Here is a 23,111-nt window from a genome sequence, read left to right on the forward strand (position 1 = left end):
AAACGCCGGGAGCGCTGGGAATGCCGAGCGCCCCGGGCACCCGGAGATCTTGGAACGCCGGGTACCCGGAGTTTCGGGGGCGCCGGGCACCCGGAGCCCGGGGAGCGCCGAGTACCGGCCGGGGGGCGTCCCGGGCGGTGCTCGGCGCCGTGCCTCAGCCGGCCGAACGGCCGAGGAACTCCTCCAGCGCCTCCACCACGAGCCGGTGGTCCTGGAGCTGGGGCAGTCCGGAGACGGTCACCGCGCCGATCACGCCCGCGCCCTCGACCGTGATCGGGAACGAGCCGCCGTGGGCCGCGTAGGTGTCCGGGTCGAGACGGGAGGAGTCCTCGAACGTGGTGCCCTTGGCCCGGAAGCGGGTGCCGACCAGGTAGGAGGAGGCGCCGTAGCGCTCCACCACCCGGCGCTTGCGGGCGATCCAGGCGTCGTTGTCCAGGGCGGAGCCCGGCAGTGCCGCGTGGAAGAGCTGCTGGCCGGCGCGGTGGATGTCGATGGCGACCGGCGCCCGGCGCTCCCGGGCCAGCCGGACCAGCAGGGAGCCGAGAGCCCAGGCGTCGTCGTACGTGAACCGCCCGAAGACCAGGCGGCGTTCCTGCTCCTCCAGTTCCTGCACGCCCGGGGTGAGTTCGGGTGTCGGCCTGGGGGCGATGTGCGGCTGATGCATCAGAGGGTCACCGTCACCTTGTCACGGGCGGACCGGCGGGCCGCCTCCAGTACGTCGAGCGCGGCGGCCGCCTCCAGGGCGGTCACCGGGTTGGGGCCGGCACCGGTCAGGGCGGCGGCGACGGCCGCGTAGTAGGCGGGGTAGTCGCCGGCGAGGGTCGGTACGGGGACACCGCCGCCGCTCACCGGGGACTCGCCGGAACCGGTGCGACCCCACAGAACCTTGTCCTCCACGCCCCACTCCGGGGTGGTGCCGGGACGGCTGCCCTCGCGCAGGGCCGCCTCCTGCGGGTCCAGGCCGTACTTGACGTAGCCCGCGCGGGAGCCGAGCACCCGGAAGCGGGGGCCGAGCTGGGCGGTGGTGGCGGAGACGTAGAGGTGGGAGCGGACACCGCTCGCGTGGGTGAGCGCGATGAAGGTGTCGTCGTCGGTCTCGGCGCCGGGGCGGCGGACGTCCGTCTCGGCGTACACCTCGGTGGCCGGGCCGAAGAGGACCAGGGCCTGGTCGACGACATGGCTGCCGAGGTCGTAGAGCAGACCTCCGATCTCCGCAGGGTCACCGGACTCGCGCCAGCCGCCCTTGGGCTGGGGGCGCCAGCGCTCGAAACGGGACTCGAAGCGCCAGGGGTCACCGAGTTCGCCCTCGGCGAGTAGCGTGCGCAGGGTCAGGAAGTCGTTGTCCCAGCGGCGGTTCTGGAAGACCGACAGCAGCAGTCCGCGCTCGTCGGCGAGGGCCGCCAGCCCCCGGGCCTCCGCCGCGGTGCCGGCGACCGGCTTGTCCACGACCACCGGCAGCCCCGCCTCGAGGGCGGCCGTGGCCAGCGGGACATGGGTCCTGTTCGGGGAGGCGACGACGATCAGGTCCAGCTCGTCCGCACGGTCGAACAGTTCCCCGGGGGTGGCGGCGAGCCGGACGTCCGGGAACTCGGCACGGGCCTGCTGCTGCCGCTCGGGGTTGGCCGTGACCACGGTGTCCAGGGCGAGACCCTCGGTGGCGGCGATCAGCGGGGCGTGGAAGACGGAGCCGGCGAGGCCGTAGCCGATCAGGCCGACGCGGAGGGGGGCGGTAGTCATGCCTCCCACTTTGGCAACGCTGTTGCCAAAGTGCAAGCGGCGGGGAGAATGGTCGGCGTGAACAGGACGGGCATGAACAGGACGAGGACCGCGCGGAGCGGAGGGCCGGCCGGGGCGAACCTGGGCGTCCTGCGCAGCCACAACACCGCCCTGGTGCTGGGGCTGCTGCGGGACGCCGGGACCGAGGGCATCAGCCGCCTGGAACTGGCCGAGCGCACCGGTCTGACCCCGCAGGCCGTCAGCAAGATCACCGCACGGCTCCGGGAGGAGGGCTTCGCGGCGGAGGCCGGCCGGCGCGCGTCGACGGGGGGCAAGCCGCGGACCGTACTGCGCCTGGTGCCGGAGGCGGGGCACGCGGTGGGGGTGCACCTGGACCGGGACGAGCTACGGGTCGTGCTCGTGGACCTGGACGGCACCATGGTGGGCGAACGGCACGGCGAGCTGCACCTGGGTGCGGGTGCGGAGGCGGTACTGGGCGCCGTCTGCGAGGCGGTCGAGGGCTTGGTGAGGGAGAGCCTGGGAGAGACCACGGGGGGTGGTGCGGGTGCCGGTGGGGCGGTGGCCGAGGGGGGCGACGGCGGGGTGTCCGGTGTCCGTGACGGGGGCCTGGCCGCGGGTGCCGGGCTCGGCGGGGTTCGGTCGCTGCTGGGGGTGGGGGTGGCGCTTCCGGGGCCGTTGGACCATGCGCAAGGCGTCCTGCACCGGGTCACGGGGTTTCCAGAGTGGGACGGTTTCCCGCTGCGGGACGCGCTCGCGGAGCGGCTGGGGGTGCCGGTGGTCGTGGACAAGGACACGAACGCCGCCGCGCTCGGTCTGGCGGTCGGAGGCGAGGAGGGCGCCGCGGGCCGGTCGTTCGCCTATCTGCACCTCGGTACGGGGCTCGGGGCCGGACTCGTGTTCGGCGGGAGCGTGCACCGGGGGGCGCGGACCGGGGCCGGTGAATTCGGGCACCAGGTGATCCAGCTGGACGGGCCGCGGTGCGAGTGCGGGAACCGGGGGTGCGTGGAGGTGCTGTGCCTCGGGGCCGCGGCGCGGGGGGAGGCCGCCGAGGCGGCGCGCGTACTGGGCGTGGCGGCCGGGAACCTGGTGGGCCTGCTGGACATCGACGTCGTGCTGCTCGGGGGGCGGACGGTGGCGGCGGCGCCCGAGGCGTACGTGCAGGGGGTGGGCGAGGTGCTGGACGCGCAGGCTCTGCGGGAGGGAGCGAGCGGCGGGCCGGTGCCGGTGCGGATCGCTCCGCGGGGGGAGCGGGTCGTGGCCGAGGGGGCCGCGCAGTTGCTGCTGGCGCCGTTGTTCGGGCGGGGGGACGTCTGAGGGGCGCTGTGTGCGGGGGGAGTCGTGGCGGCGCCGGCGATCGCACTCCCACAGCGCTGTCCGTCTGACCCGACACCACCCTCGAACCGACTGCGACGATCCAGCCCACGACGGGCCGGCGCCACCTCTGTCCAGCTCACCTTCGAACCGACCGCGACGATCCAGCCCACGTCGAGCCGGCACCAGCTCCGTCCAGCTCACCTTCGAACCGACCGCGACGATCCAGCCCACGTCGAGCCGGCACCAGCTCCGTCCAGCCCGCCTTCGAACCGGCCGCCGCGATCCAGCCCACGTCGAGCCGGCACCAGCTCCGTCCAGCCCGCCTTCGAACCGGCCGCCGCGATCCAGCCCACGTCGAGCCGGCACCAGCTCCGTCCAGCCCGCCTTCGATCCGACCGCCGCGATCCAGCCCACGACGGGCCGGCGCCACCTCCATGCAGCCCGCTCTCGATCCGGCCGCCGGTCCAGCCCACCCTCGTCCACGACCCGTCCGGCCCGGTGACCGGCCGCGGCCGGGGCTCGCTCCGCTGATCGAGCGGAGTTCGCCGTAGCCCCGGAGTGGCGCACTTCCTCCGCCGCACCCACCCGGCATGGTCATGTGTTCATGCGACTGTGCCCGTCCCTGTCCCTCCGTCTCTCCGCAGCCGCCGCCACCGCCACTCTCGCCCTCCCGGTGGCTCCGGCAGCCGCCGCCACCGGTGCGGCCCCCTCCGCCGGTGCGGCCCCCTCCGCCGGTGCGACCGCCTCCTGCACCGGCACCGACACGCGCAGCTTCCCGCTGGCCGCCCGGATCCGCGGCGGACCCGACTCCTACGAGGCCGGCGGCGATTACGGCACCTGGTACATCGACCTCACCAACAGCACACGGCGGACCTGCGCCGGGATCCACCCGGTTGTGGTCCTCGTCGACGACAAGCGCTCCCTGCGCCCGGGGCAGCCCCGGCTGGACTTCTACGACGGCTCCCGGGCCCGGCCCGTGGCGTTCGAGACCACCGACGAGCAGGAGTTGGTCGGCGTGCTCGACGGGGAGGGGTTCGCCGGTTTCACCGTGCCGCCCGGCGGGACCGTGAGCGTCCGCCTCCGGCTCGCACTCACCTCCGACGCCGTGACCGACCGGGTCACCGCGAGCGCCGCCGTCGTGCAGCGCCGGGGCCAGGACGGGGACTGGGTCGGGGCGTCCAACGCCTACCGCTTCGGGGTCGGTGCGGAGGGCGAGGAGCCGCCGGACGTCGGGGAGAGCGTGGAGCCGCCGGGCGCTGGGGAGAGCGAGGGGCCGCCGGCTGTCGGAGAGGTGCAGGTCAGCCCGTCCGGCAGCGCATCGGCCGCGGCTGCCGGTACCACCTCCGGCACGAGCGCCGGAACCGGCACCGGCACCGGTCCCGGCGCCGGCTCCGGTACCGACACCCCGGACTCGTCCCTGCCGTTCGCCGAGGAGGCCGAGCAGGCCGGAGCACGGGCGCGCGAGCTGGCGCGTACCGGGCCGGGGCTCGCCCACGGGCTGCTCGCCGCCGGGGCCACGCTGCTGGCGGTGGGTGCCGGCGCGTCCCTACTCGCCCGCAGACGCCACTGACCCCCACCTCGCCCCGCCCGCAGCCCGCACTTGCCCGCCACTGACCCCGACCTCGCCCCGCCCGCAGCCCGCACTTGCCCGCCACTGACCCCGACCTCGCCCCGCCCGCAGCCCGCACTTGCCCGCCCCCGTCGCCACTTCACGCCGCCCGCCGCCCGCCGCCCGCCCCCGGCCCCCGCCGGTCTCCTCCCGTCTGCGACGATCCACCCGTGGACTACCCGAACGACCAGGCCCCCGGCGCCCCCGTCCGCTCCGGCATTCCCGAGCACGGGCGCATCCCCAAGTACTACGCGGTGAAGGCGCGCATCGCCGCGCTGCTGGAGGAGCTGGGGGAGGGCAGCGTCATCCCCACCGAGCGGGATCTCGCCGAGCGGTACGACGTCGCCCGGGAGACCGTGCGGCAGGCTGTGCGGGAACTCGTGCTGGAGGGCCGGCTCCGGCGCCGCGGCCGTGGGACGGTCGTCGCCGGGCCCAAGCTGGCCCAGCCGCTGTCCCTCGCGAGCTACACCGAGGGTGTGCGCCGGCAGGGCCGCACGCCGGGCCGGACTTTGGTCTCACTGGACCGCTTCCCCTGCCCGGACGCCCTCGCCGCCGAGGCCGGGCTGACCCGGGGCGAGCCGGTGTGGCACCTGGAGCGCGTGCTCCTGGCCGACGAGGAGCGGGTCGGCCTGGAGAGCACGTACGTCGCCGTCGAGCGGGTGCCGCGGCTGGACGTCGACTTCGACCCCGACTCCTCGTTCTACGTCTACCTCAAGGCCCAGGGCATCCACTTCGGCGACGCCGACGAGCGGCTCGAGACCGTGCTGGCCACCCCCCGCGAGGCCCTGCTCATCGGCACCCCGCCGGCCCTGCCGATGCTGCTGATCCACCGGGTGTCCCGGGACACGGAGGGCCGCTCACTGGAACGGGTGCGGTCGCTGTACCGGGGAGACCGCTTCTCCTTCACCACCCACCTCCGCGGCTGAAGCCCCCCGCGCGGCTGAAGCCCGTCCCCCCGACCCTCACCCCCGCGACCCTCACCCCCGCGCCCCACCGCCCCACCACCCCCTTCGATGTCACGAAAAGATAACGGGTCTAGCCCAAACGTGATGGGTCGTTCACGCTCTCGTTGTCAGCCGGATGTTTCCGGTTCCCGCATCGCGAGGAGCGTTGCCGCCGTGAGAGTGACAGTCGTAGGAGCCGGCGTGGTGGGCACCATGCACGCCTGGCAAGCAGTGGAGCGCGGCCACCAGGTCGTCCAGATCGAGCGTGAGGCCGAGGCGCGCGGCGCCTCGCTGCGCAACTTCGGACAGATCTGGGTCAGCGGGCGCGCCGGTGGAGAAGAGCTGGAAGCCGCCCTGCGGGCACGGGAGCTGTGGGAGGGGATCGGCGGCCGGGTGCCCGGCCTCGGCTTCCGGGCCACCGGCTCCCTCACCCCCGTCCGCGGCCCCCTCGAACTCGCCGTCGCCGAGGCCGCCGTGGCCCGCCCGGACGCTGCCGCCCGCGGCTACAAGCTGCTCACCCCGGGCGAGGCCCGGGCCCTGAACCCCGCCCTGCGCGGCGAGTTCACCGCCGCCCTGTACTGCGAGCGGGACGCGGCCGTGGAGCCCCGCACCGCCCAGCTGGCCCTGCGGGAAGAGCTGCTGAAGTCCCCGGACTACACCTTCCTGCCGGGCCGCGAGGTCCGTGAGGTGACCGGCGCCGGCACCGTCCGCGACGACCACGGGGACGTGCACCACGCCGACGCCGTCGTGCTGTGCACCGGCGCCTGGCTCGGCGGCCTGGTCCGCGAACTGGCCGGTCCCGGCCTGCCCGTGCGCCGCGTCCGGCTGCAGATGATGCAGACCGACCCGCTCGGCGAACCGCTGACGACCTCGGTCGCCGACGCCGACAGCTTCCGCTACTACCCGGCGTACGCCTCCCCGGCGCTGGACGAGCTGAACGCCCGCCAGCCGCAGCCGGAGACCGCCGCGGCGCACAAGATGCAGCTGCTGATGGTGCAGCGCGCCGACGGCGGCCTGACCATCGGCGACACCCACGAGTACGAGCACCCCTTCGCCTTCGACACCGTCGAGGAGCCGTACGAGCACCTCACCGCCGTCGTCGAGTCCTTCCTCGGCCGGCCGCTGCCGCGTGTCCGGCACCGCTGGGCGGGGGTGTACGCGCAGTGCACCGAACCCGGCCGGGTGGTGCACCGCCAGCAGGTGCACGAGGGGGTGTGGCTGGTCACCGGGCCCGGCGGGCGCGGCATGACCTGCGCCCCCGCGATAGCCGAGACCACCGCGAACGAACTGGGCTGGTGAGCAGCGTGACCGACACCCCGGAGAACATCCGTCTCGTCGTCCTCGACATGGCCGGTACGACCGTCGCCGACGGCGGCCTGGTCGAGCAGGCCTTCGCCGTGGCCGCCGCCGAACTGGGCGTCGAGCCCGGCTCGGCCGAGCACGCCGAGCACCTCGCGTACGTCCGCGCCACCATGGGCGAGTCCAAGATCTCCGTCTTCCGGCACCTGTTCGGGGACGAGGACCGGGCCCAGCGCGCCAACTCCGCCTTCGAGAAGGCCTACGGCGACCTGGTGGACGGCGGCCTGATCGCCCCCGTCCCGGGTGCCCGCGAGACCATCGAGGAACTGGCCGGCAGGGGCCTCGCCGTCGTCCTCACCACCGGCTTCGCCCGTGTCACCCAGGACGCCATCCTCGGCGCCCTCGGCTGGCGTGACCTGGTCCCGCTCACGCTGTGCCCGGCCGACGCCGGCGGGCGCGGGCGGCCGTACCCGGACATGGTCCTGGAGGCCTTCGTGCGCACCAAGGCCGCCGAGGACGTGAGGCAGGTCGCCGTCGTCGGCGACACCTCGTACGACGTGCTGAGCGGCGTACGGGCGGGCGCGGGCCTGGTCGCCGGCGTGCGCACCGGCGCCCACGGCGACGACGCGTTCCGCGCCGCCGGGGCCACCCACGTCCTCGACTCCGTCGCCGCGCTGCCCGCCCTGCTCACGGGAGAACGGTGAGATGGGCATCCGCTTCGATTCCGTCACGGTGGCCTACGACGGCAACGTCGTCCTCGACTCGCTCGACCTGACCGTCGGGCCCGGCGAGGTCATGGCGCTGCTCGGGCCGTCCGGATCCGGCAAGACCACCGCGCTGCGGGCGGTCGCCGGCTTCGTCCGGCCCGCGTCCGGGCGGGTGCTCCTCGGCGGCCGGGACGTGACGGACCTGCCGCCGTACCGGCGGGGCATCGGAATGGTCGTCCAGCAGTACGCGCTCTTCCCGCACCTGCGGGTGGACGACAACGTGGCCTTCGGACTGAAGGCCCGCCGGAGCCCCAAGGTCTCCAGGTCCGGGATACGGCAGCGGGTCGCCGAGGCGCTGGAGATGACCGGCATGGCCGCGTACGCCCGCCGGCACCCGCGCGAGCTGTCCGGCGGGCAGCAGCAGCGGGTCGCCATCGCCCGGGCGCTCGCCATCCGGCCGGACGTGCTGCTGCTGGACGAACCGCTGTCCGCGCTGGACGCCCAGCTGCGCTCCGGAATGCTGGCCGAACTCGCCCGGCTGCACCGCGAGCTGCCGGACGTGTCGATGCTGTACGTCACTCACGACCAGGTGGAGGCGCTGACGCTGGCCGACCGGATCGCGGTGATGGACAAGGCACGGTTGCAGGCCTGCGGCACGCCCAGGGAGCTGTACCGGGCCCCGGCCAACGAGTTCACGGCGTCCTTCGTGGGCAACGCGAACCTGCTGCCGGTGACGGTGGGCGCCGGTGGCGTCGGCTTCGCCGGCACCGAACTGAAGGTCGACACGGCGGACGCGGTCGCGGGCGCACGGGCCACGCTGTGCGTGCGGCCTCATCTCGTCGGGCTCGGCGAGGGGCCGAACCGGCTCGCGGGTGTCGTGCGGGAGATCCAGTGGCGGGGGGCCACGCACCGGCTGTACGTGGAGGTCGACGGGCACGCCGTGATGGCGGACGTGCGTGAGCTGAAGGACCCGCCGCGGCACGGCGACCCCGTGAGCCTGCACTTCGCCCCGGACGACGCGGTGCTGCTGCCGGCCGGGATGAGCCATGGCTGAGGCCGTACAGAACGCGCGGGCCGCCCGTGGCCCGGTGCGCCCGCGCGGCGGCGGCCACGGACCAGACACCGTGCGGCGCTCCCGCGGGGCGCTCCTGTGGGCCCTGCCCCCCGTCGCGCTCCTCGCCCTCTTCTTCCTCTACCCCCTCGCCCTCGTCGTCCGGCAGTCCTTCCGGCCGGACAGCGGAGGCACCTCCCTCCAGCCGTACGCCGACGTGTTCGCCTCCGAGGCGTTCCGGCACGCGCTGTGGACCACCGTGTGGCTGGCGGGCGCGTCCACCGCCGGCTGTCTGGCCCTGGGCTTCGCGCTGGCGCTGGTCATCGCGTTCGTGCCGTTCCCGGGGGCGAAGGCGGTGGCGCGGTTCATCGACGTGTACCTGTCCTTCCCGTCCTTCCTCATCACGCTGGCGCTGCTGTTCATCTACGGCACGACCGGCATCGTCGGCTCCTTCCAGTTCCTGACCACCCCCTGGGGCGTGCTGCTGGCGGAGGTCACCTACTTCACACCGTTCGTGATGCGGCCCCTGCTCGCCGCGTTCTCGCAGCTGGACACCGCACAGCTGGAGGCGGCCAGTTCGCTGGGCGCGCGGGCACCGCGGATCGTGCGGCAGGTGATCCTGCCCGAGGCGCTGCCCGCGCTCGCGGCCGGCGGCAGCCTCGTACTGGTGCTCTGTCTCAACGAGTTCGGCATCGTGCTCTTCACCGGCGCGAAAGGGGTCACCACCCTGCCGATGCTCGTCTACGGCAAGGCGATCCTGGAGTCCGACTACCCGGGAGCGTGCGTGGTCGCCGTCGTCAACGTCCTGATCTCCGTGGGCCTGTACGGCCTCTACCGGGTGGTGAGCCGTCGTGCTGGTGCATAGCCGCAAGGCCAGGTGGGCCGTGTGGGCGGTCTTCCTCGTCCTCTTCCTGCCGCTGTTCGCCCTGCCCCTGCTCGTCGTCCTGGGCGCTTCCTTCGCCACCCACTGGTCCGGCGTCCTGCCGTCGCACCTGACCACCGCCAACTACCGGTCCGCGACCCGGGGCGAGGCCCTGCAGGCGCTCACCACCAGCCTGCTCACGGCCATCACCGCCAGCCTGCTCGCGCTGACCGTCGGCACCTGGGCCGCGCTGGCCGGGGCGGCCCTGAGGAAGCGGTACCGGCGGCTGCTGGACGCGCTGTTCGTGCTGCCGGTCGCCGTGCCCTCGGTCGTCGTGGGACTGTCGGTGCTGGTGGCCTTCTCCCAGCCGCCGATGCTGCTCAACGGCACCCGGTGGATCGTGATCGTCGCGCACACCGTGCTGGTCACCGCCTTCGCCCACCAGTCCGTGTCGGCGGCGATCACCCGCCTCGACCCGGCCTACGAACAGGCCGCCGCCTCCCTCGGCGCCCGGCCCTCCTACGTGCTGTGGCGGGTGCGGCTGCCCCTGCTGCTGCCGTCCCTCACCGCCGCGGCCGGCCTCTGCTTCGCCCTGTCGATGGGTGAGCTGAGCGCCACGATGATGCTCTATCCGCCCGACTGGACCCCGTTGCCCGTCCTCGTCTACGCGGCCACCGACCGCGGCGCCCTGTTCACCGGCTCCGCCGTCGCCGTGGTCCTCATGACCGCGACCCTGCTCGTCCTGTTCGCCGTCTCCCGGGTCCGCACCCGGGCGTCGTACCGCTGAGTCCTCCCCCCCGCTCACCGAACCGATCACCGCTCACCGAACCGATCACCGATCCCCGATCCCGATCGGTGATCACCGAACACCGATCGCCGACCGTCCGGTCCCCGCTCACACGCAAGGAGTTCACCTCGCCATGCCCAGAAACCGCGTCGCGCTCGCCATAGCCCTCGCCCTGCTCGCCACTCCCGCGCTGTCCGCCTGCGGCGGCTCCTCCGCCGCCTCCGACGCCAAGGTCGTCACCGTCTACAGCGCCGACGGCCTCAAGGGCGAGAACGGCGACGGCTGGTACGACCAGGTCTTCAAGGACTTCGAGAAGCAGACCGGCATCAAGGTCAAGTACGTCGAGGGCGGCTCCGGCGAGATGGTGCAGCGTGCCGTCCGCGAGAAGAGCAACCCGCAGGCCGACGTGCTGGTCACGCTCCCGCCCTTCATCCAGCAGGCCGACGGCAAGGGCCTGCTGCAGAAGTACGCCCCCCAGGGATCCGACCAGGTCAGCGGCGCCGACAAGGCCGCCGACGGCACCTGGACCTCCGTCGTGAACAACTACTTCGGCTTCGTCTACAACAAGAAGGAGCTGAAGCAGGCCCCCAGGACCTGGGACGAACTGCTCGACGGGAAGTACAAGAACAAGCTCCAGTACTCCACGCCCGGCGTGGCCGGCGACGGCACCGCCGTGCTCATCAAGGCCGTCCACGACTTCGGCGGCAAGGACCAGGCCCTCGCCTACCTGAAGCAGCTCCAGGCCAACAACGTGGGCCCGTCCGCCTCCACCGGCAAGCTCGCCCCCAAGGTCGACAAGGGCGAACTCCTCGTCGCCAACGGCGATGTGCAGATGAACTACGCCCAGTCCAAGGACATGCCCAACCTCGGCATCTGGTTCCCGGCCGGCAAGGACGGCAAGCCCACCACCTTCGGTCTGCCCTACGCGGCCGGCCTGGTCACCAAGGCCCCGCACAGCGAGAACGGCAAGAAGCTGCTCGACTTCATGCTCGCGCAGAAGCAGCAGCAGGAGGTCAGCGAGATCGGCGGCGGCTTCACAGCCCGCCAGGACGTCAAGGCCACCGACGCCAACGCCATCGCGCTGACGAAGCTGATGGACGGCGTCGAAGTCTTCCAGCCCGACTGGAACGACATCGACGAGAACCTCGCCTCGTACGTCGAGGACTGGAAGTCGGCCACCGGCAGCTGATCCGCCCGCCAACCCGGCTGCGGAAACTAGGAGTTGTCCGGCAGCCGACAGTGAAGCACCGCCCCTGGAACCACCGGGGGCGTTGCCATGCCTGCACGCACACGCTCATCCCGCCACCTACGGAGGCCCTCCGTGTCGTCCCGCATGTCCCGTCGTACCTTCCTCGTCTCGGCCACCGCGCTGGCCGTGTCCGCCGGCCCGCTCGCCGCCGTCGCCCGCGCGGCCGTCCGCACCCCCAAGGTGCTGGTCATCGGCCTCGACGGTGCCCTGCTCCAGCGCATCAAGGACGCCGACGCCCCCAACCTCGACGCCCTGATGGCCGCGGGCCTCACCGCGCCCAGCAGCATCTACGCCGACCCGCTCGCCCCGACCCTGTCCGGCCCCGGCTGGTCGACCGTCATCACCGGGGTGTGGCCGGACAAGCACAACGTCAAGGACAACAACTTCACCGGCTCCCGGTTCACGCAGTACCCGGACTTCCTCACCCGCGTCGAGACGGCGAAGCCCTCCCTGTCCACCTACGCCGTCGCCTCCTGGAACCCGATCACCGACACGGTCTTCTCACCGAAGGTCGACACCCGCGTCTCCACCCCGAGCGCCGAGTACGACACCGGCACCACCTCCCGCGCGGTCGCCCGGCTGAAAGGCGCCGACCCGGACGCCGTCTTCGTCCACCTCGACAACATCGACCACGCGGGCCACAGCTACGGCGCCGCCTCCCAGCAGTACCTGGACGCCATCCACGGCGCCGACGCGCAGGTCGGCCAGATCGTCGCCGCCGTCAAGTCCCGGACGGCCTACGCCGACGAGGACTGGCTGATCATGGTCACCGCCGACCACGGTCACACCGACGCCGGCGGCCACGGCGGCTCCACCCTCCAGGAGCGCCAGACCTTCATGATCGCCACCGGGTCCGCCCTGGCGCCCGGCTCGGTCCGCCACGACGTGAAGATGCCGGACGTGGCCGCTTCGGCGCTCGCCCACCTCGGCATCGCGATCGACCCCGCCTGGGGCCTGGACGGCCGCCCGGTCCAGCAGCCCGCCCCCGACGACTTCGACGCCCTGCGCGGGCAGTTGCAGCCCCGCGCGGACGAGACCGGCATCCCGGCGAGCATCCTCGGCTTCACGCACACCCCGCCCGCCGGCTGGTCCGTCGACAACTCCGCGATGGGCACCGGCGGGGTCACCGAGTGGCGCGGCTGGTCCTTCACCACCGACGAGTTCTGGACCCAGGCCCAGCGCGACCAGAACCGCGAGTGCAACATCCGTGCCCGGAACGTCTTCGCGGTCGCCGACGGCGACGAGTGGTACGACAAGGCCCTCACCGGCACCTTCGACTCCACCCTCGTCAGCCCCGCCCACCCGGTGACCGGGGGCCGCACGGCGACGCTGACGTACACCACCTACTACCGGCAGGAGGCCCCGCAGAAGGGCGAGGTCCTCGTCTCCTACGACGGCGGCACCCCGGTGAGCGTGAAGACGTACACCGCCGACGTCCCCTCCCGCACCGAGACCGTCACCCTCCAGGTCCCGGCGGGCGCCACCACCGTCCGGGTGCGCTTCCGCTACACCGGCGGCAACAACTGGTACTGGGTGATCGACGGGGTACGGATCACGCAGGCCTGACTAGGCTGGGGGCGTCGGTACGCCGTGGTTCCGGCGCCCCCGCTCGTTGACCGTATGCATGCCAGGAGACGCACAGCATGGCAGACCGCAAGCCCATCGAATCGTGGCTCACCGACATGGACGGCGTCCTCATCCACGAAGGGGTGCCGATCCCCGGCGCCGACGCCTTCCTGAAGAAGCTGCGCGAGTCCGGCCGGCCCTTCCTGGTCCTCACCAACAACTCCATCTACACCGCCCGTGACCTGCACGCCCGGCTGCGGCGCATGGGCCTGGACGTGCCGGTGGAGAACATCTGGACCTCGGCGCTGGCCACCGCCCAGTTCCTCGACGACCAGCGTCCCGGCGGCAGCGCCTACGTCATCGGCGAGGCCGGTCTGACCACCGCGCTGCACGACATCGGCTACATCCTCACCGACCACGAGCCCGACTTCGTGATCCTCGGCGAGACCCGCACCTACTCCTTCGAGGCCCTGACCAAGGCCGTACGCCTGATCAACAACGGTGCCCGCTTCATCGCCACCAACCCCGACAACGTCGGCCCCTCCACTGAGGGCGACCTGCCGGCCACCGGCTCGGTCGCCGCGCTGATCACCGCCGCGACCGGAAAGAAGCCGTACTTCGTCGGCAAGCCGAACCCGCTGATGATGCGGGCGGGGCTGAACGCGATCGGCGCCCACTCCGAGACCTCGGCGATGATCGGCGACCGCATGGACACCGATGTGCTCGCCGGCCTGGAGGCCGGGATGCGCACCTTCCTGGTGCTCACCGGCGTCACCCAGCCCGCGGACGTCGACCGCTACCCCTTCAGGCCCTCTCAGGTCGTGGACTCCATCGCGGACCTGGTCGACCTGGTCTGAGCACCGGCCCGGCCCACGGGTCTGAGCACCGGCCCGGCCCACGGGTCCGAGCACCGGCCCGGCCCACGGGTCCGAGCACCGGCCCGGACCGGGTCCGAGCACCGGCCCCGGCCGGGCCGAAACCCGGCATCACCCGTTCGGAGCAATCGGGCGCCTCCCGAGGATGCGGGGGCGCCCGGGCCGGGGGAGCCTCCTGATAACTGGAGGTTCACGATGGGCTCACTACGCCTCACTCTCTGTACCGGAATTCTCGCCACGGCCGTGTTCGCGCCCGCAGCCCACGCGGCCGGGACCGGCTCGGTCTCCGTGACCCCCGCCTCCCCGGGGCCCGGCTCCGACGTCACCGTGCGGGTCAGCGGCTGCGGTGGCGACCAGGGCGCCGCCGCCTCGCGCGCCTTCGTCGCCGACGCCCGGCTGACCGGTACCCAAGGAGCCCTGGCCGGCGAGACCCGTATCCGCTCCTCCGTGGCGCCCGGCGTCTACGACGTGCAGGTCAGCTGTGGCGGCGCCGAGATCACCGGCCGGATCACGGTCGGGGCGGCCGGCGCCGCCCAGCCCGGGGAGCCCGCCGTGCCGTCCGCCGCCGCCTCGCCCGTCGCCCCGGTGGACGCGGGCGGCGGCGGTACGGCGCACTTCGCCACGGTGGCCACCAGCGGCTCCGGCCCCGGCACCGGCCAGTCGGTGACCGGCCTCGCGCTCGCCGGCGTCGCCGCGGTCGCCGTCGGGCTGCGCGCCCGCCGGAGCCGCCGCACGCGCTGAGCGCCGCCATGTCGGACGACCACGGGCGCACGCCCGGAACCGGGCGGCTGATCACCGCTCTGGCCTGGGCGCTGCTGCTGTTCGGGCTGTGGCTGTGGGGGCGCGGGGTGAGCGACGTCCGGCCGAGCACGGAGCGCCCGGCCACCGGCGACGTCTTCGCCCTCGGCCGCGCCGCCGGCCCGGCCGTGCTCCCGCACGCGGCGACACCCCTGGGTGCGGCGGTGCCCCAGCGCGTCGACATCCCCCGGCTGGGGGTGCAGGCGCCGGTGGTGGACCGTGGGCTGGACGCCCGGGGCGCGGTCGACCCGCCGCCCTACGACCAGCCGGGCGTGGTCGGCTGGTACGGCGCCGGGACCGCACCCGGTGCCGCGGGAGCGGCCCTGCTGGTGGGGCACGTCGACACCACCACCCGGCCCGCCGTGTTCTACCAGCTCAGCACACTCGTCCGGGGCGAGACGGTCCGGGTGGTCCGCTCCGACGGGAAGGTCGCCGTGTTCACCGTCGACGACGTCAGCGTGCTGCCCCGCGAGGGCTTCGACGCGCGCCGGGCCTACGGCCCCCACGAGCCGGGCCGCGCCGAACTCCGCCTGATCACCTGCGGCGGCACCTTCGACCGCGCCGGCCACAGCTACACGGCGAACGTGGTGGTCTCCGCGTACCTCACGGGAACCGGCCGCTGAACCCGCTCGCGCGAGCCGCTGCCGCGCAGCGCAGGGGTCACACGGTCACCGGGGACAGGCGGGTGCGGATGTTGCCGAAGTGCTCCCTTATGGCCCGCTCGGCCCGCAGGGAGTCGCCGGAGCGCACCGCGTCGAGGATCTCCCGGTGCTGGCGGCAGGTGACCCGCGGGTCCTGCGGCACGTCCACCAGGTCCTGCCGGACGCGGTGGAAGGCCTCCCAGAACGCCTCCAGCACCTCGCCCAGGAGCACGTTGTCCAGCCCCCGGTAGAGAGTGGCGTGAAAGGCGCGGTCGGTCTCGGCGAGGCCGGCCCCCTGTGCCGCCTCCCGTTCCATGCGGTCCACGAGTGCTTCCAGCTCCACCAGGTCCGCCTCGGGCAGCCGCCCGGCCAGCCGGGACACCAGCCCGGTCTCGACCGCCTCGCGCAGCTCCAGCAGCTGGAGCAGGGAGTCCTCGCCGCGGTAGTGGCCGGCGACGGTGCGGAAGGCGAGGCCCTCGATCATCGGAGCGAACGACATCGAGCCGACATAGGTGCCGAAGCCGTGCCGGATCTCCACGATGCCCATGGCCTGGAGCGCCTTCAGGGCCTCGCGCACCGAGTTCCGGCTCGCCCCGAGGAGCCGCATCAGCTCGGGCTCGGTGGGCAGCGGGGCGCCCGAGGGCAGCCGCTGGTCCACGATCAGCTTCTTGATCCGTTCCTGAAGGTCCCGGGCTGCCATGGCCAGAGGGTATCCGGCCATTCGCGAGGACGGTCCGGTCCGGAGCCACGCAAAAACAACGATGGCGAGCCGGACCGTGCTGTACACGGTCATGACTCGCCATCGCCATGGTGCGCCGCCAGGGACTCGAACCCCGGACCCGCTGATTAAGAGTCAGCTGCTCTAACCAACTGAGCTAGCGGCGCCTGCTGACGGAGAAAACTCTACCTGACCTCCGAGGGTGCTTCCGACCACCCCCAGATGGCCCGGAGGTCGTCCGGAGGGGCCGCGTACATCATTCGGACCGTCAAAATGCGCGTTCTGAGCACAGTTGGGAAACTGATCAACGTGCACACTCGCGGACACCACACCCCCGAATGTGAGGCAGGTCGCATGAGCGCTCCGCTGTTCGAGGACGTCGACCCCGAGAGCGACTGCGACTGCCCTGGCTGCATCGACCGGCGGCGGACCGCCCCCGGCGCGCTGCCCGGCCGCCTCTGCGGCCACCCCGCCGCCCGCGGAGTCGTGGTCGTGGCCGCCACGTCCGCCGCCCTCGGCGCGGTCCCCCCGGCCGCCGCCCTCACTCCCGGCCACTCCCCGCACCGCCAGGCCGTGCCCGGTGACGGCGAGCCCGAGACCCCGCAGGGCACCAAGGCCCCGCTGCACGGACCGGCGGGCAAGCCCGCGGCGTCCACCGCCCCGCTTCCCACCACCACCCGCACGGAGATCATCAACCGGGCCAAGGTCTGGGTGACGGCGCAGGTGCCGTACAGCATGTACGCCTACTGGTCCGACGGCTACCGGCAGGACTGCTCGGGCTACGTCTCCATGGCCTGGGGGCTGCCCGGCAACGAGTGGACGGGCAGCCTCGGCCAGTTCGGGGTGAAGATCACCAAGGGGGAGCTGCAGCCCGGCGACATCCTGCTCTACCACAACCCGGACAACCCCGAGAAAGGCTCCCACGTGGTCATCTTCGGCGGCTGGACGGACTACACGCACACCTACTACACGGCGTACGAGCAGACGCCCCCGCACGCCCGCCGGCAGACCACGCCCTACCCCTACTGGAGCCACACCGACAAGTACGTCCCCTACCGCTACAAGGGCGTGACGAAGAGCGGCGCCGGTTCCTCGCCGGTCGCCGGCGCTGAACCGGCGTCCGCCACGAAGACGCAGGTGTCCTACCCGGGTGCGGGCTACTTCGGGCCCGGCGCCGACAACAAGTACGTCACCCTGCTCGGCGAGATGCTCATCGCCCGGGGCGGGCGCGGCTACTACGCGAAGGGCCCGGGCCCGGTCTGGGGCGAGGCGGACCGGCGGGCCACCCAGGCGTTCCAGCTGGCTCAGGGCTGGACGGGCGCCGACGCCGACGGGCTGCCCGGGCCGGGCACCTGGAACCTGCTCATCACGGGCACGGGCAAGAACATCAGCTCCGGCGCCGCCGGACCGGGCCGCCCGGCCTCGCACGGGGTGCCCGGCTACCCCGGACGGAACTACTTCCGGCCGGGTGCGGCCAACGACTACGTGACCCAGCTGGGCGTTCAGCTGGTGAAGAAGGGGTTCGGCCGGTTCTACGCCCTCGGTCCGGGTCCGCACTGGGGCGAGGCGGACCGCCGGGCCGTGGAGGCCTTCCAGCGCAGCCAGGGCTGGCGGGGCGGTGCGGCGGACGGCTATCCGGGGCCGGAGACCTGGCGCCGCCTGTTCGCCTGACCGGCCCCGCCCCGGCCGGTCCCGGCGCGTCCCCTGCCGACAACTGCACACCCCACCCCTGTTCATGACGCATCTGGCGCGGAGGCTGGAGGCACGCATGAGTACGACCACGTCACACACACCGCCGGAGTCCGAGGAGCAGCCGGAGGGCGGCGCCGCGGGCCCCGGCACCCGGCCGGCCCGTCTCATCCAGAACGAGGCGACCACCGAGATCCCGGTCCACCTGCTCTTCCGGGACGACCCCGACCCGGTGAAGGTGCCGCTGAAGCCGGCCGTGGTGGCCCGCAGGCAGGGCACCGGCGAACAGCCACGCCAGCGCCGGCCGGTCCCGGTGCGCCGCCGGCCGCTGCCGGAGGTCGACCCGGAGCTGGCGGAACGCCCGGCGCGGGTGCTGCCCGGCGTGGCCGGGGTGCTCGCCGGGGCCTGCGGGGTGACCGGGTGCCTGGCCACGACCTGGTGGGCGGGTCTGCTGCCCCCGCTCCTGGCGGAGGCGCTGCGCATGCCGGGTGGTGCGGGCGGGGGTCTGGGCCCGGCGCAGTGGGCGGCGTACGCGGGGGCCGGGGCGCTCGGCGTGGCCGGCTTCGGCGGCCTGGTCCGGGGGCGGACCGGGCGGGCCTGGGTGCTCGGCCTGTTCGGCCGCTACCGGGGGACGGTCCGGCGCACCGGGCTGCTCTGGATGAATCCGCTGGTGCTGCGCCGCCGGGTGGACGTGCGGCTGCGGCACTGGCGCAGCGAGGCGATGACCGCGACGGATCCCGACGGGATGGCGCTGCGGGTGGTCGTGCTGGTGGTGTGGCGGGTGCGCGACACCGCGCGGGCCCTGCTCGGCATCGAGGACCACGAGGCCTATCTGCGCGAGTGCGTGGAGTCGGCGCTGGCCCGGGTGCCGGTGGAGCCGGCGGGCGGCACGCGCGGCGGGACGACGGCGGCCGGGGACGCGCTGACCCGGCTGGTCGCGACGGAGGCGGCACCGGTCGGCGTGGAGGTGTTCTCGGTGCAGCCGGTGCGGGTGGAGTACGCCCCCGAGGTGGCCGGCGCGATGCACCGGCGCCGGATCGCCGCGCTGGACGCCCGGCAGCGGGCCAGCATGCTCAGTTCGGTGGTGGATTCGGTGGAGGACACGGTGACCCGGCTGACCGTCCGCGGGCTCGTCGAACTGGACGACTACGAGCGCAAGGTGCTGGTCCGCGACCTGACGGTGGCCTTCTGCTCGGGTCGTGCCGAGCCGGTCTAGCACGGCCCGCGATTGGTATGGACATGTTCAACTAACGGCAATAATCTGAGACTTGGTCTAGACCTACCTGCACAGCTCACCGAACTCCCCACGTTCTCCCCAGGAGCGGCAGCATGCGCACCAAGACCAAGTTGTCCGCAGTCGTGCTGGGTGCGGTGACCGCCGGAGCCTTCGCGCTCTCCACCGGCGGCGCCAGCGGGCACGGCTACACCGACCTCCCCATCAGCAGGCAGAAGCTCTGCCAGAACGGCACCGTGGCGAACTGCGGCCCGATCCAGTGGGAGCCGCAGAGCGTCGAGGGCCCCAAGGGCTTCCCGGCCGCCGGTCCCGCCGACGGCCAGATATGCAACGCGGGACTGGGCCAGTTCGCCCAGCTCAGCTCGCCGAGGACACCGTCCGGCGCGGCCTGGCCCACCACCAGGGTGACGGGCGGTCAGTCGTACACGTTCCGCTGGCAGTTCACCGCCATGCACGCCACCACCGACTTCAGGTACTACGTCACCAAGCCGGGCTGGAACCAGAACCACAACCTCGCCCGTTCCGACCTCAACCTCACCCCGTTCCTGACGGTGCCCTACAACGGCCAGCGCCCGCCGGCCACGCTCAGCCACAGTGGCACCCTGCCGTCCGGCCTGAGCGGGCACCACGTCATCGTCGCGGTGTGGACGATCGCCGACACGGGCAACGCGTTCTACGCCTGCTCCGACGTCACCTTCTGACCCCCGTCAGGGCAGGATCCGTGTGCGCCGGCACCGGGCGCTCCCGGTCCCGGCGCGCACGGATCGAACTGTCCCGATACGGATACTGAGCTTCTCCTGAGGCGGGCCGGCCCGTTCCCCGGGTACGTTCCTCGCACGCCGGCCGAGCGGGGACGGCGTACCTGACCACGGGGGAACCAGTATGTTCGAGTCCTTCTTCTACGCCGTGCCCGCCCTCATGATCGTTGGCTTCGCCACCGGCGCCTTCCTGATGCTCCGCCGCGCGCGGCGGATCAGCGTGACGTGGGAGCGCGGTCTGCAGGCCGAGGGCCGCTGCCTGCGGATGTACACGACGACCAGCGGGGGCGGCGGGGACACGTCCGTGAGTACGACACTGCACCACGTCTACGAGTTCACCACCCGCGAGGGCCGCACGGTCCGGTTCGAGGAGGCGAACGGCCCCTCGACCGTCCTGGAGGGCGACTTCGTGACCGTCCGCTACCTGCCGGAGGCGCCCGAGCGGGCCACCGCGCTGCCGCCCGCGCGCGGCAAGCTCGCCGCCGGCACCGGATGCGGGCTCGTCTTCCTCGGAGTGGGCATCGCCTTCTGCATAGGCTTCATGCTCCTCGCCCACACGATCTTCGCCGAGTCGGACGGCATGATTCCCTGACCCTCCCTTTCTGATGCTCCGTCAGTTATCGTGCCGGGCCATGGAGACCACGCCGCGCACGATCGCCGAGCTGGTCGCGGCCCGCTGGGGCGACCACCGGCCCGGACTGTGGTGCGGGGACCGGGTGCTGACGCAGCACGAGGCGGCCGCCGGTGCCGCCGCCCGGGCCGCGCTGCTGGCCGACCTGCTGCCCGCGGGTGCCGTACCGCACGTCGGAGTGCTGCTCGACAACACCGAGGAGTTCCCGCTGTGGCTCGGGGCCGCCGCGCTCGCCGGCGCGGCGGTCGCCGGGATCAACCCCACCCGCCGCGGCCCCGAACTGGCCCGGGACGTCCGGCACACCGAGTGCCGGATCCTGGTCACCGAGCGGGCCCGGCTGCCCCTGCTGGCCGGGCTCGACCTGCCCGGCGTACGGCTCCTCGTCACGGACACCCCGGAGTACGGCGCCCTCCTCGCCCCGTACTCCGGCGCCGTACCCGACCCGTCCCGGGCGGCCCCGGCCGACCGGCTGCTGCTGTACTTCACCTCCGGCTCCACCGGCGCCCCCAAGGCCGCGATCTGCTCCCAGGGCCGGCTGACGGCTGCCGGCCAGGCCCTGGTGCGGCAGTTCGGGGTCCGCGCGGACGACGTGCACTACATCTGCATGCCGATGTTCCACGGCAACGCGGTCATCGCCGACTGGGCACCCGCGCTGGCCGCCGGCGCCGGGGTGGCGCTGCGCCGCCGCTTCTCGGCCTCCGCGTTCCTGCCCGACGTGCGCCGCTACCGGGCGACCTACTTCACCTACGTCGGCCGCGCGATCCAGTACCTCCTCGCCACCGAGCCGCGGCCGGACGACCGGGAGCACCCACTGCGGCTCGGCTTCGGCACGGAGGCGGGCGCGGCGGACGCGGCGGCCTTCGAGCGGCGGTTCGGGGCCCGGCTGGTGGAGGGCTACGGCTCCTCCGAGGGCGGGGCCGCGGTCCAGTGGGCCCCTGGCACCCCGCGGGGCGCGGTGGGCCCGGCCGGACCCGGCCTCGCGGTGCTGGATCCCGCCACGGGGCGGGAGTGCCCGCGGGCCGTCCTCGACCGCGCCGGGCGGCTGCTCAACGGGGACGAGGCGATAGGCGAGCTGGTGAACCGGGGGCCGAACCCCTTCGAGGGCTACTGGCGCAACCCGGCCGCCGAGGCAGAGCGGCGCAGGGGCGGGGCCTACTGGACCGGAGACCTCTTCTACCGCGACGCCGACGGCTACCTCTACTTCGCCGGCCGTACCGACGACCGGATCCGGGTCGACGGGGAGAACCTGGCCGCCGCGATGATCGAGAACATCGTCGCCCGGTACGCGGGCGCGCGGGCCGTCGCCGTGTACGGGGTGCCGGACCCGGTCACCGGGGACCAGGTGATGGCGACGATCGCCGGGTCCTTCGACCCCGGGGGTTTCACGGAGTTCCTGGCGGCCCAGCCCGACCTGGGCACCAAGATGGCGCCCCGGTTCGTCCGGGTGGTGGAACGGATGCCGGTGACGGCGACGAACAAGATCGAGCGGGCCCGGCTGCGGCGGGAGGGGTACCGGTGCGCCGACCCGGTGTGGTGGCGGCCGCCGGGGGAGGAGTCGTACCGGAGACTGACCCGGGAAGACGCCGAAGGGCCCCTCGCTCTCGCGAAGGACCCTTCGATCTCGTGCGCCGCCAGGGACTCGAACCCCGGACCCGCTGATTAAGAGTCAGCTGCTCTAACCAACTGAGCTAGCGGCGCATGACTCCCGCCTTCCGCGGTTCGTGTTTCCCGCGGTCGGCGACGAAGAAAATACTACCTGGTCCCCGGGGGTGCTCGTGACCACCCGCGCGGGCGGCTAGATCGCCAGCGAGAGCAGGACCGGTGCCGCGCTGCGGTTGAGCGTGTCCGCGGCCTGCCTCAGCCGGTGCGCGTGCTCCACCGGGAGTGAGAGCGCCAGGCAGCCCACCGAGGAACCCGCCGTGACCGGTACGGCCGCGCAGACCGTGCCGATCGCGTACTCCTGGAGGTCGAGCACGGGGACCGTCGGCGGCTGGGACTCCAGGCGGGACAGCAGCAGCTTGTCGCTGGTGATGGTGCGCGAGGTGAGGCGGGCCATCTTGTACCGGGAGAGGTGGTCACGGCGGGCGTTGTGGTCCAGCTGGGTCAGCAGGCTCTTGCCGACCGCGGTGGCGTGCGCGGAGCAGCGGAAGTCCACCCACTCGTTGACCGCCGGGGTGGCCGGCCCGGCGGCGTACTGGGTGACCCGGACCTCGCCGTCGACGTACCGGCTCAGGTAGACGGCCGCGCCGACCGAGTCGCGCAGCCGGTCCAGGGTGTGCTGGAGCTTGTCGCGCAGTGCCTGCTCCCGGTCGTGCGCGGAGGTGAGCCGGCGCAGGGTGTCGCCCGTGACGTACGCCCCGCCGGTGATCTGCTGGACGTAGCCCTCGCGGCGCAGCATGCGCAGCAGGGCGGTGAGCCGCTCGGGGCCGAGGCCGGTGCGGCGGGCCAGCTCGGTGCCGGTGACGCCGGCGGAGTGCCGGGCCACGGTCTCGAGTACGCGCAGCGCTTCCTGCGCGGAGTGGTACGGGGCGGTCGGCTCGATCCTCATGCAGGTCCCCCTCGGCCGCGATCCGGGTCGGCGGATCCTCTCCACGATAGCTGTCAAACCCGTACCGAGGAGAGGGGGTTGACGAGATTGGACC

General features: G+C 73.3%; 21 protein-coding genes, 2 tRNA genes and 1 pseudogene. 18 read left to right on the forward strand and 6 right to left on the reverse strand.

Annotated features, from left to right (window positions below):
• Window positions 1–154 precede the first annotated feature (154 nt).
• On the reverse strand, window positions 155–664 hold the full coding sequence (locus JK359_RS00385) for a heme-degrading domain-containing protein (protein ID WP_201830382.1): 510 nt from the start codon (window positions 662–664) through the stop codon (window positions 155–157).
• On the reverse strand, window positions 664–1,737 hold the full coding sequence (locus JK359_RS00390; protein WP_201830383.1) for a Gfo/Idh/MocA family protein: 1,074 nt from the start codon (window positions 1,735–1,737) through the stop codon (window positions 664–666). The genes JK359_RS00385 and JK359_RS00390 overlap by 1 nt, the downstream gene beginning before the upstream one ends.
• Window positions 1,738–1,809: 72 nt before the next feature.
• On the opposite strand from JK359_RS00390, the gene JK359_RS00395 reads away from it, so the two are divergent.
• From JK359_RS00395 to JK359_RS00455, 13 genes are all read left to right on the forward strand, one after another.
• Window positions 1,810–3,051, forward strand: a complete 1,242-nt coding sequence (locus tag JK359_RS00395) for an ROK family transcriptional regulator (RefSeq protein WP_201830385.1) — start codon at window positions 1,810–1,812, stop codon at window positions 3,049–3,051.
• Between the two features lie 604 nt (window positions 3,052–3,655).
• Window positions 3,656–4,621: a hypothetical protein gene (locus tag JK359_RS00400; protein ID WP_236677107.1), complete on the forward strand. Its 966-nt coding sequence runs from the start codon at window positions 3,656–3,658 to the stop codon at window positions 4,619–4,621.
• A gap of 209 nt (window positions 4,622–4,830) precedes the next feature.
• Complete coding sequence (locus JK359_RS00405) at window positions 4,831–5,586, forward strand: GntR family transcriptional regulator (RefSeq protein ID WP_201830389.1); 756 nt, start codon at window positions 4,831–4,833, stop codon at window positions 5,584–5,586.
• Window positions 5,587–5,778: 192 nt separating this feature from the next.
• Window positions 5,779–6,903 carry a TIGR03364 family FAD-dependent oxidoreductase gene (locus tag JK359_RS00410; protein ID WP_201830391.1) on the forward strand — a complete coding sequence of 375 codons (1,125 nt, stop codon included), beginning with the start codon at window positions 5,779–5,781 and terminating at the stop codon, window positions 6,901–6,903.
• Window positions 6,900–7,607 carry a phosphonatase-like hydrolase gene (locus JK359_RS00415; protein WP_201830399.1) on the forward strand — a complete coding sequence of 236 codons (708 nt, stop codon included), beginning with the start codon at window positions 6,900–6,902 and terminating at the stop codon, window positions 7,605–7,607. The genes JK359_RS00410 and JK359_RS00415 overlap by 4 nt, the downstream gene beginning before the upstream one ends.
• Before the next feature lies 1 nt (window position 7,608).
• Window positions 7,609–8,664 carry an ABC transporter ATP-binding protein gene (locus JK359_RS00420; protein WP_201830400.1) on the forward strand — a complete coding sequence of 352 codons (1,056 nt, stop codon included), beginning with the start codon at window positions 7,609–7,611 and terminating at the stop codon, window positions 8,662–8,664.
• Window positions 8,657–9,526 (forward strand): 2-aminoethylphosphonate ABC transporter permease subunit, encoded by an 870-nt coding sequence (locus JK359_RS00425; RefSeq protein WP_201830402.1) that lies wholly within the window; start codon window positions 8,657–8,659, stop codon window positions 9,524–9,526. The genes JK359_RS00420 and JK359_RS00425 overlap by 8 nt, the downstream gene beginning before the upstream one ends.
• Complete coding sequence (locus JK359_RS00430) at window positions 9,513–10,310, forward strand: ABC transporter permease (RefSeq protein WP_201830404.1); 798 nt, start codon at window positions 9,513–9,515, stop codon at window positions 10,308–10,310. The genes JK359_RS00425 and JK359_RS00430 overlap by 14 nt, the downstream gene beginning before the upstream one ends.
• A 133-nt stretch (window positions 10,311–10,443) precedes the next feature.
• Window positions 10,444–11,499 carry a 2-aminoethylphosphonate ABC transporter substrate-binding protein gene (locus JK359_RS00435; protein WP_201830406.1) on the forward strand — a complete coding sequence of 352 codons (1,056 nt, stop codon included), beginning with the start codon at window positions 10,444–10,446 and terminating at the stop codon, window positions 11,497–11,499.
• Window positions 11,500–11,643: 144 nt separating this feature from the next.
• Complete coding sequence (locus tag JK359_RS00440; protein WP_236677163.1) at window positions 11,644–13,125, forward strand: alkaline phosphatase family protein; 1,482 nt, start codon at window positions 11,644–11,646, stop codon at window positions 13,123–13,125.
• 77 nt (window positions 13,126–13,202) lie between these two features.
• The gene (locus tag JK359_RS00445) at window positions 13,203–13,982 is read left to right on the forward strand and encodes an HAD-IIA family hydrolase (protein ID WP_201830417.1); all 780 of its coding nucleotides are present in this window, start codon (window positions 13,203–13,205) and stop codon (window positions 13,980–13,982) included.
• Between the two features lie 213 nt (window positions 13,983–14,195).
• A complete protein-coding gene (locus tag JK359_RS00450) occupies window positions 14,196–14,741 on the forward strand; it encodes a hypothetical protein (RefSeq protein WP_201830425.1) in 546 nt (181 codons plus the stop codon).
• 8 nt (window positions 14,742–14,749) lie between these two features.
• A complete protein-coding gene (locus JK359_RS00455) occupies window positions 14,750–15,421 on the forward strand; it encodes a class F sortase (RefSeq protein WP_201830426.1) in 672 nt (223 codons plus the stop codon).
• Between the two features lie 37 nt (window positions 15,422–15,458).
• Here JK359_RS00455 and JK359_RS00460 read toward each other — a convergent pair whose 3' ends face one another.
• Together JK359_RS00460 and JK359_RS00465 are read right to left on the reverse strand one after the other, a co-directional pair.
• The gene (locus JK359_RS00460; RefSeq protein WP_201830427.1) at window positions 15,459–16,139 is read right to left on the reverse strand and encodes a FadR/GntR family transcriptional regulator; all 681 of its coding nucleotides are present in this window, start codon (window positions 16,137–16,139) and stop codon (window positions 15,459–15,461) included.
• Window positions 16,140–16,247: 108 nt separating this feature from the next.
• A tRNA-Lys gene (locus tag JK359_RS00465) sits at window positions 16,248–16,324 on the reverse strand.
• A gap of 187 nt (window positions 16,325–16,511) precedes the next feature.
• Here JK359_RS00465 and JK359_RS00470 point away from each other — a divergent pair.
• The 5 genes and pseudogenes from JK359_RS00470 (at window position 16,512) to JK359_RS00490 (ending at window position 22,128) form a co-directional block, all read left to right on the forward strand.
• Window positions 16,512–17,828: a peptidoglycan-binding protein gene (locus JK359_RS00470; RefSeq protein ID WP_201830428.1), complete on the forward strand. Its 1,317-nt coding sequence runs from the start codon at window positions 16,512–16,514 to the stop codon at window positions 17,826–17,828.
• A 97-nt stretch (window positions 17,829–17,925) separates the two neighbouring features.
• A complete protein-coding gene (locus JK359_RS00475) occupies window positions 17,926–19,062 on the forward strand; it encodes an SPFH domain-containing protein (RefSeq protein ID WP_201830429.1) in 1,137 nt (378 codons plus the stop codon).
• Window positions 19,063–19,175: 113 nt separating this feature from the next.
• Entirely contained in the window at window positions 19,176–19,781 is a 606-nt protein-coding gene (locus JK359_RS00480) for a lytic polysaccharide monooxygenase auxiliary activity family 9 protein (RefSeq protein WP_201830430.1), read from the forward strand.
• A 181-nt stretch (window positions 19,782–19,962) separates the two neighbouring features.
• Window positions 19,963–20,430, forward strand: a complete 468-nt coding sequence (locus JK359_RS00485) for a DUF3592 domain-containing protein (protein ID WP_201830431.1) — start codon at window positions 19,963–19,965, stop codon at window positions 20,428–20,430.
• A 40-nt stretch (window positions 20,431–20,470) separates the two neighbouring features.
• Window positions 20,471–22,128 (forward strand): annotated as a pseudogene (locus JK359_RS00490) (AMP-binding protein).
• Here the strand turns inward: JK359_RS00490 and JK359_RS00495 are convergent.
• Both JK359_RS00495 and JK359_RS00500 read right to left on the reverse strand, forming a co-directional pair.
• Window positions 22,094–22,167, reverse strand: a tRNA-Lys gene (locus tag JK359_RS00495). The pseudogene JK359_RS00490 and the gene JK359_RS00495 sit on opposite strands and share 35 nt — an antisense overlap.
• Before the next feature lie 97 nt (window positions 22,168–22,264).
• Window positions 22,265–23,017: an IclR family transcriptional regulator gene (locus JK359_RS00500; protein ID WP_201830433.1), complete on the reverse strand. Its 753-nt coding sequence runs from the start codon at window positions 23,015–23,017 to the stop codon at window positions 22,265–22,267.
• Between the last annotated feature and the right edge of the window lie 94 nt (window positions 23,018–23,111).

It is taken from the genome of Streptomyces actinomycinicus (assembly GCF_016741775.1).
GTDB lineage: Bacteria > Actinomycetota > Actinomycetes > Streptomycetales > Streptomycetaceae > Streptomyces > Streptomyces actinomycinicus.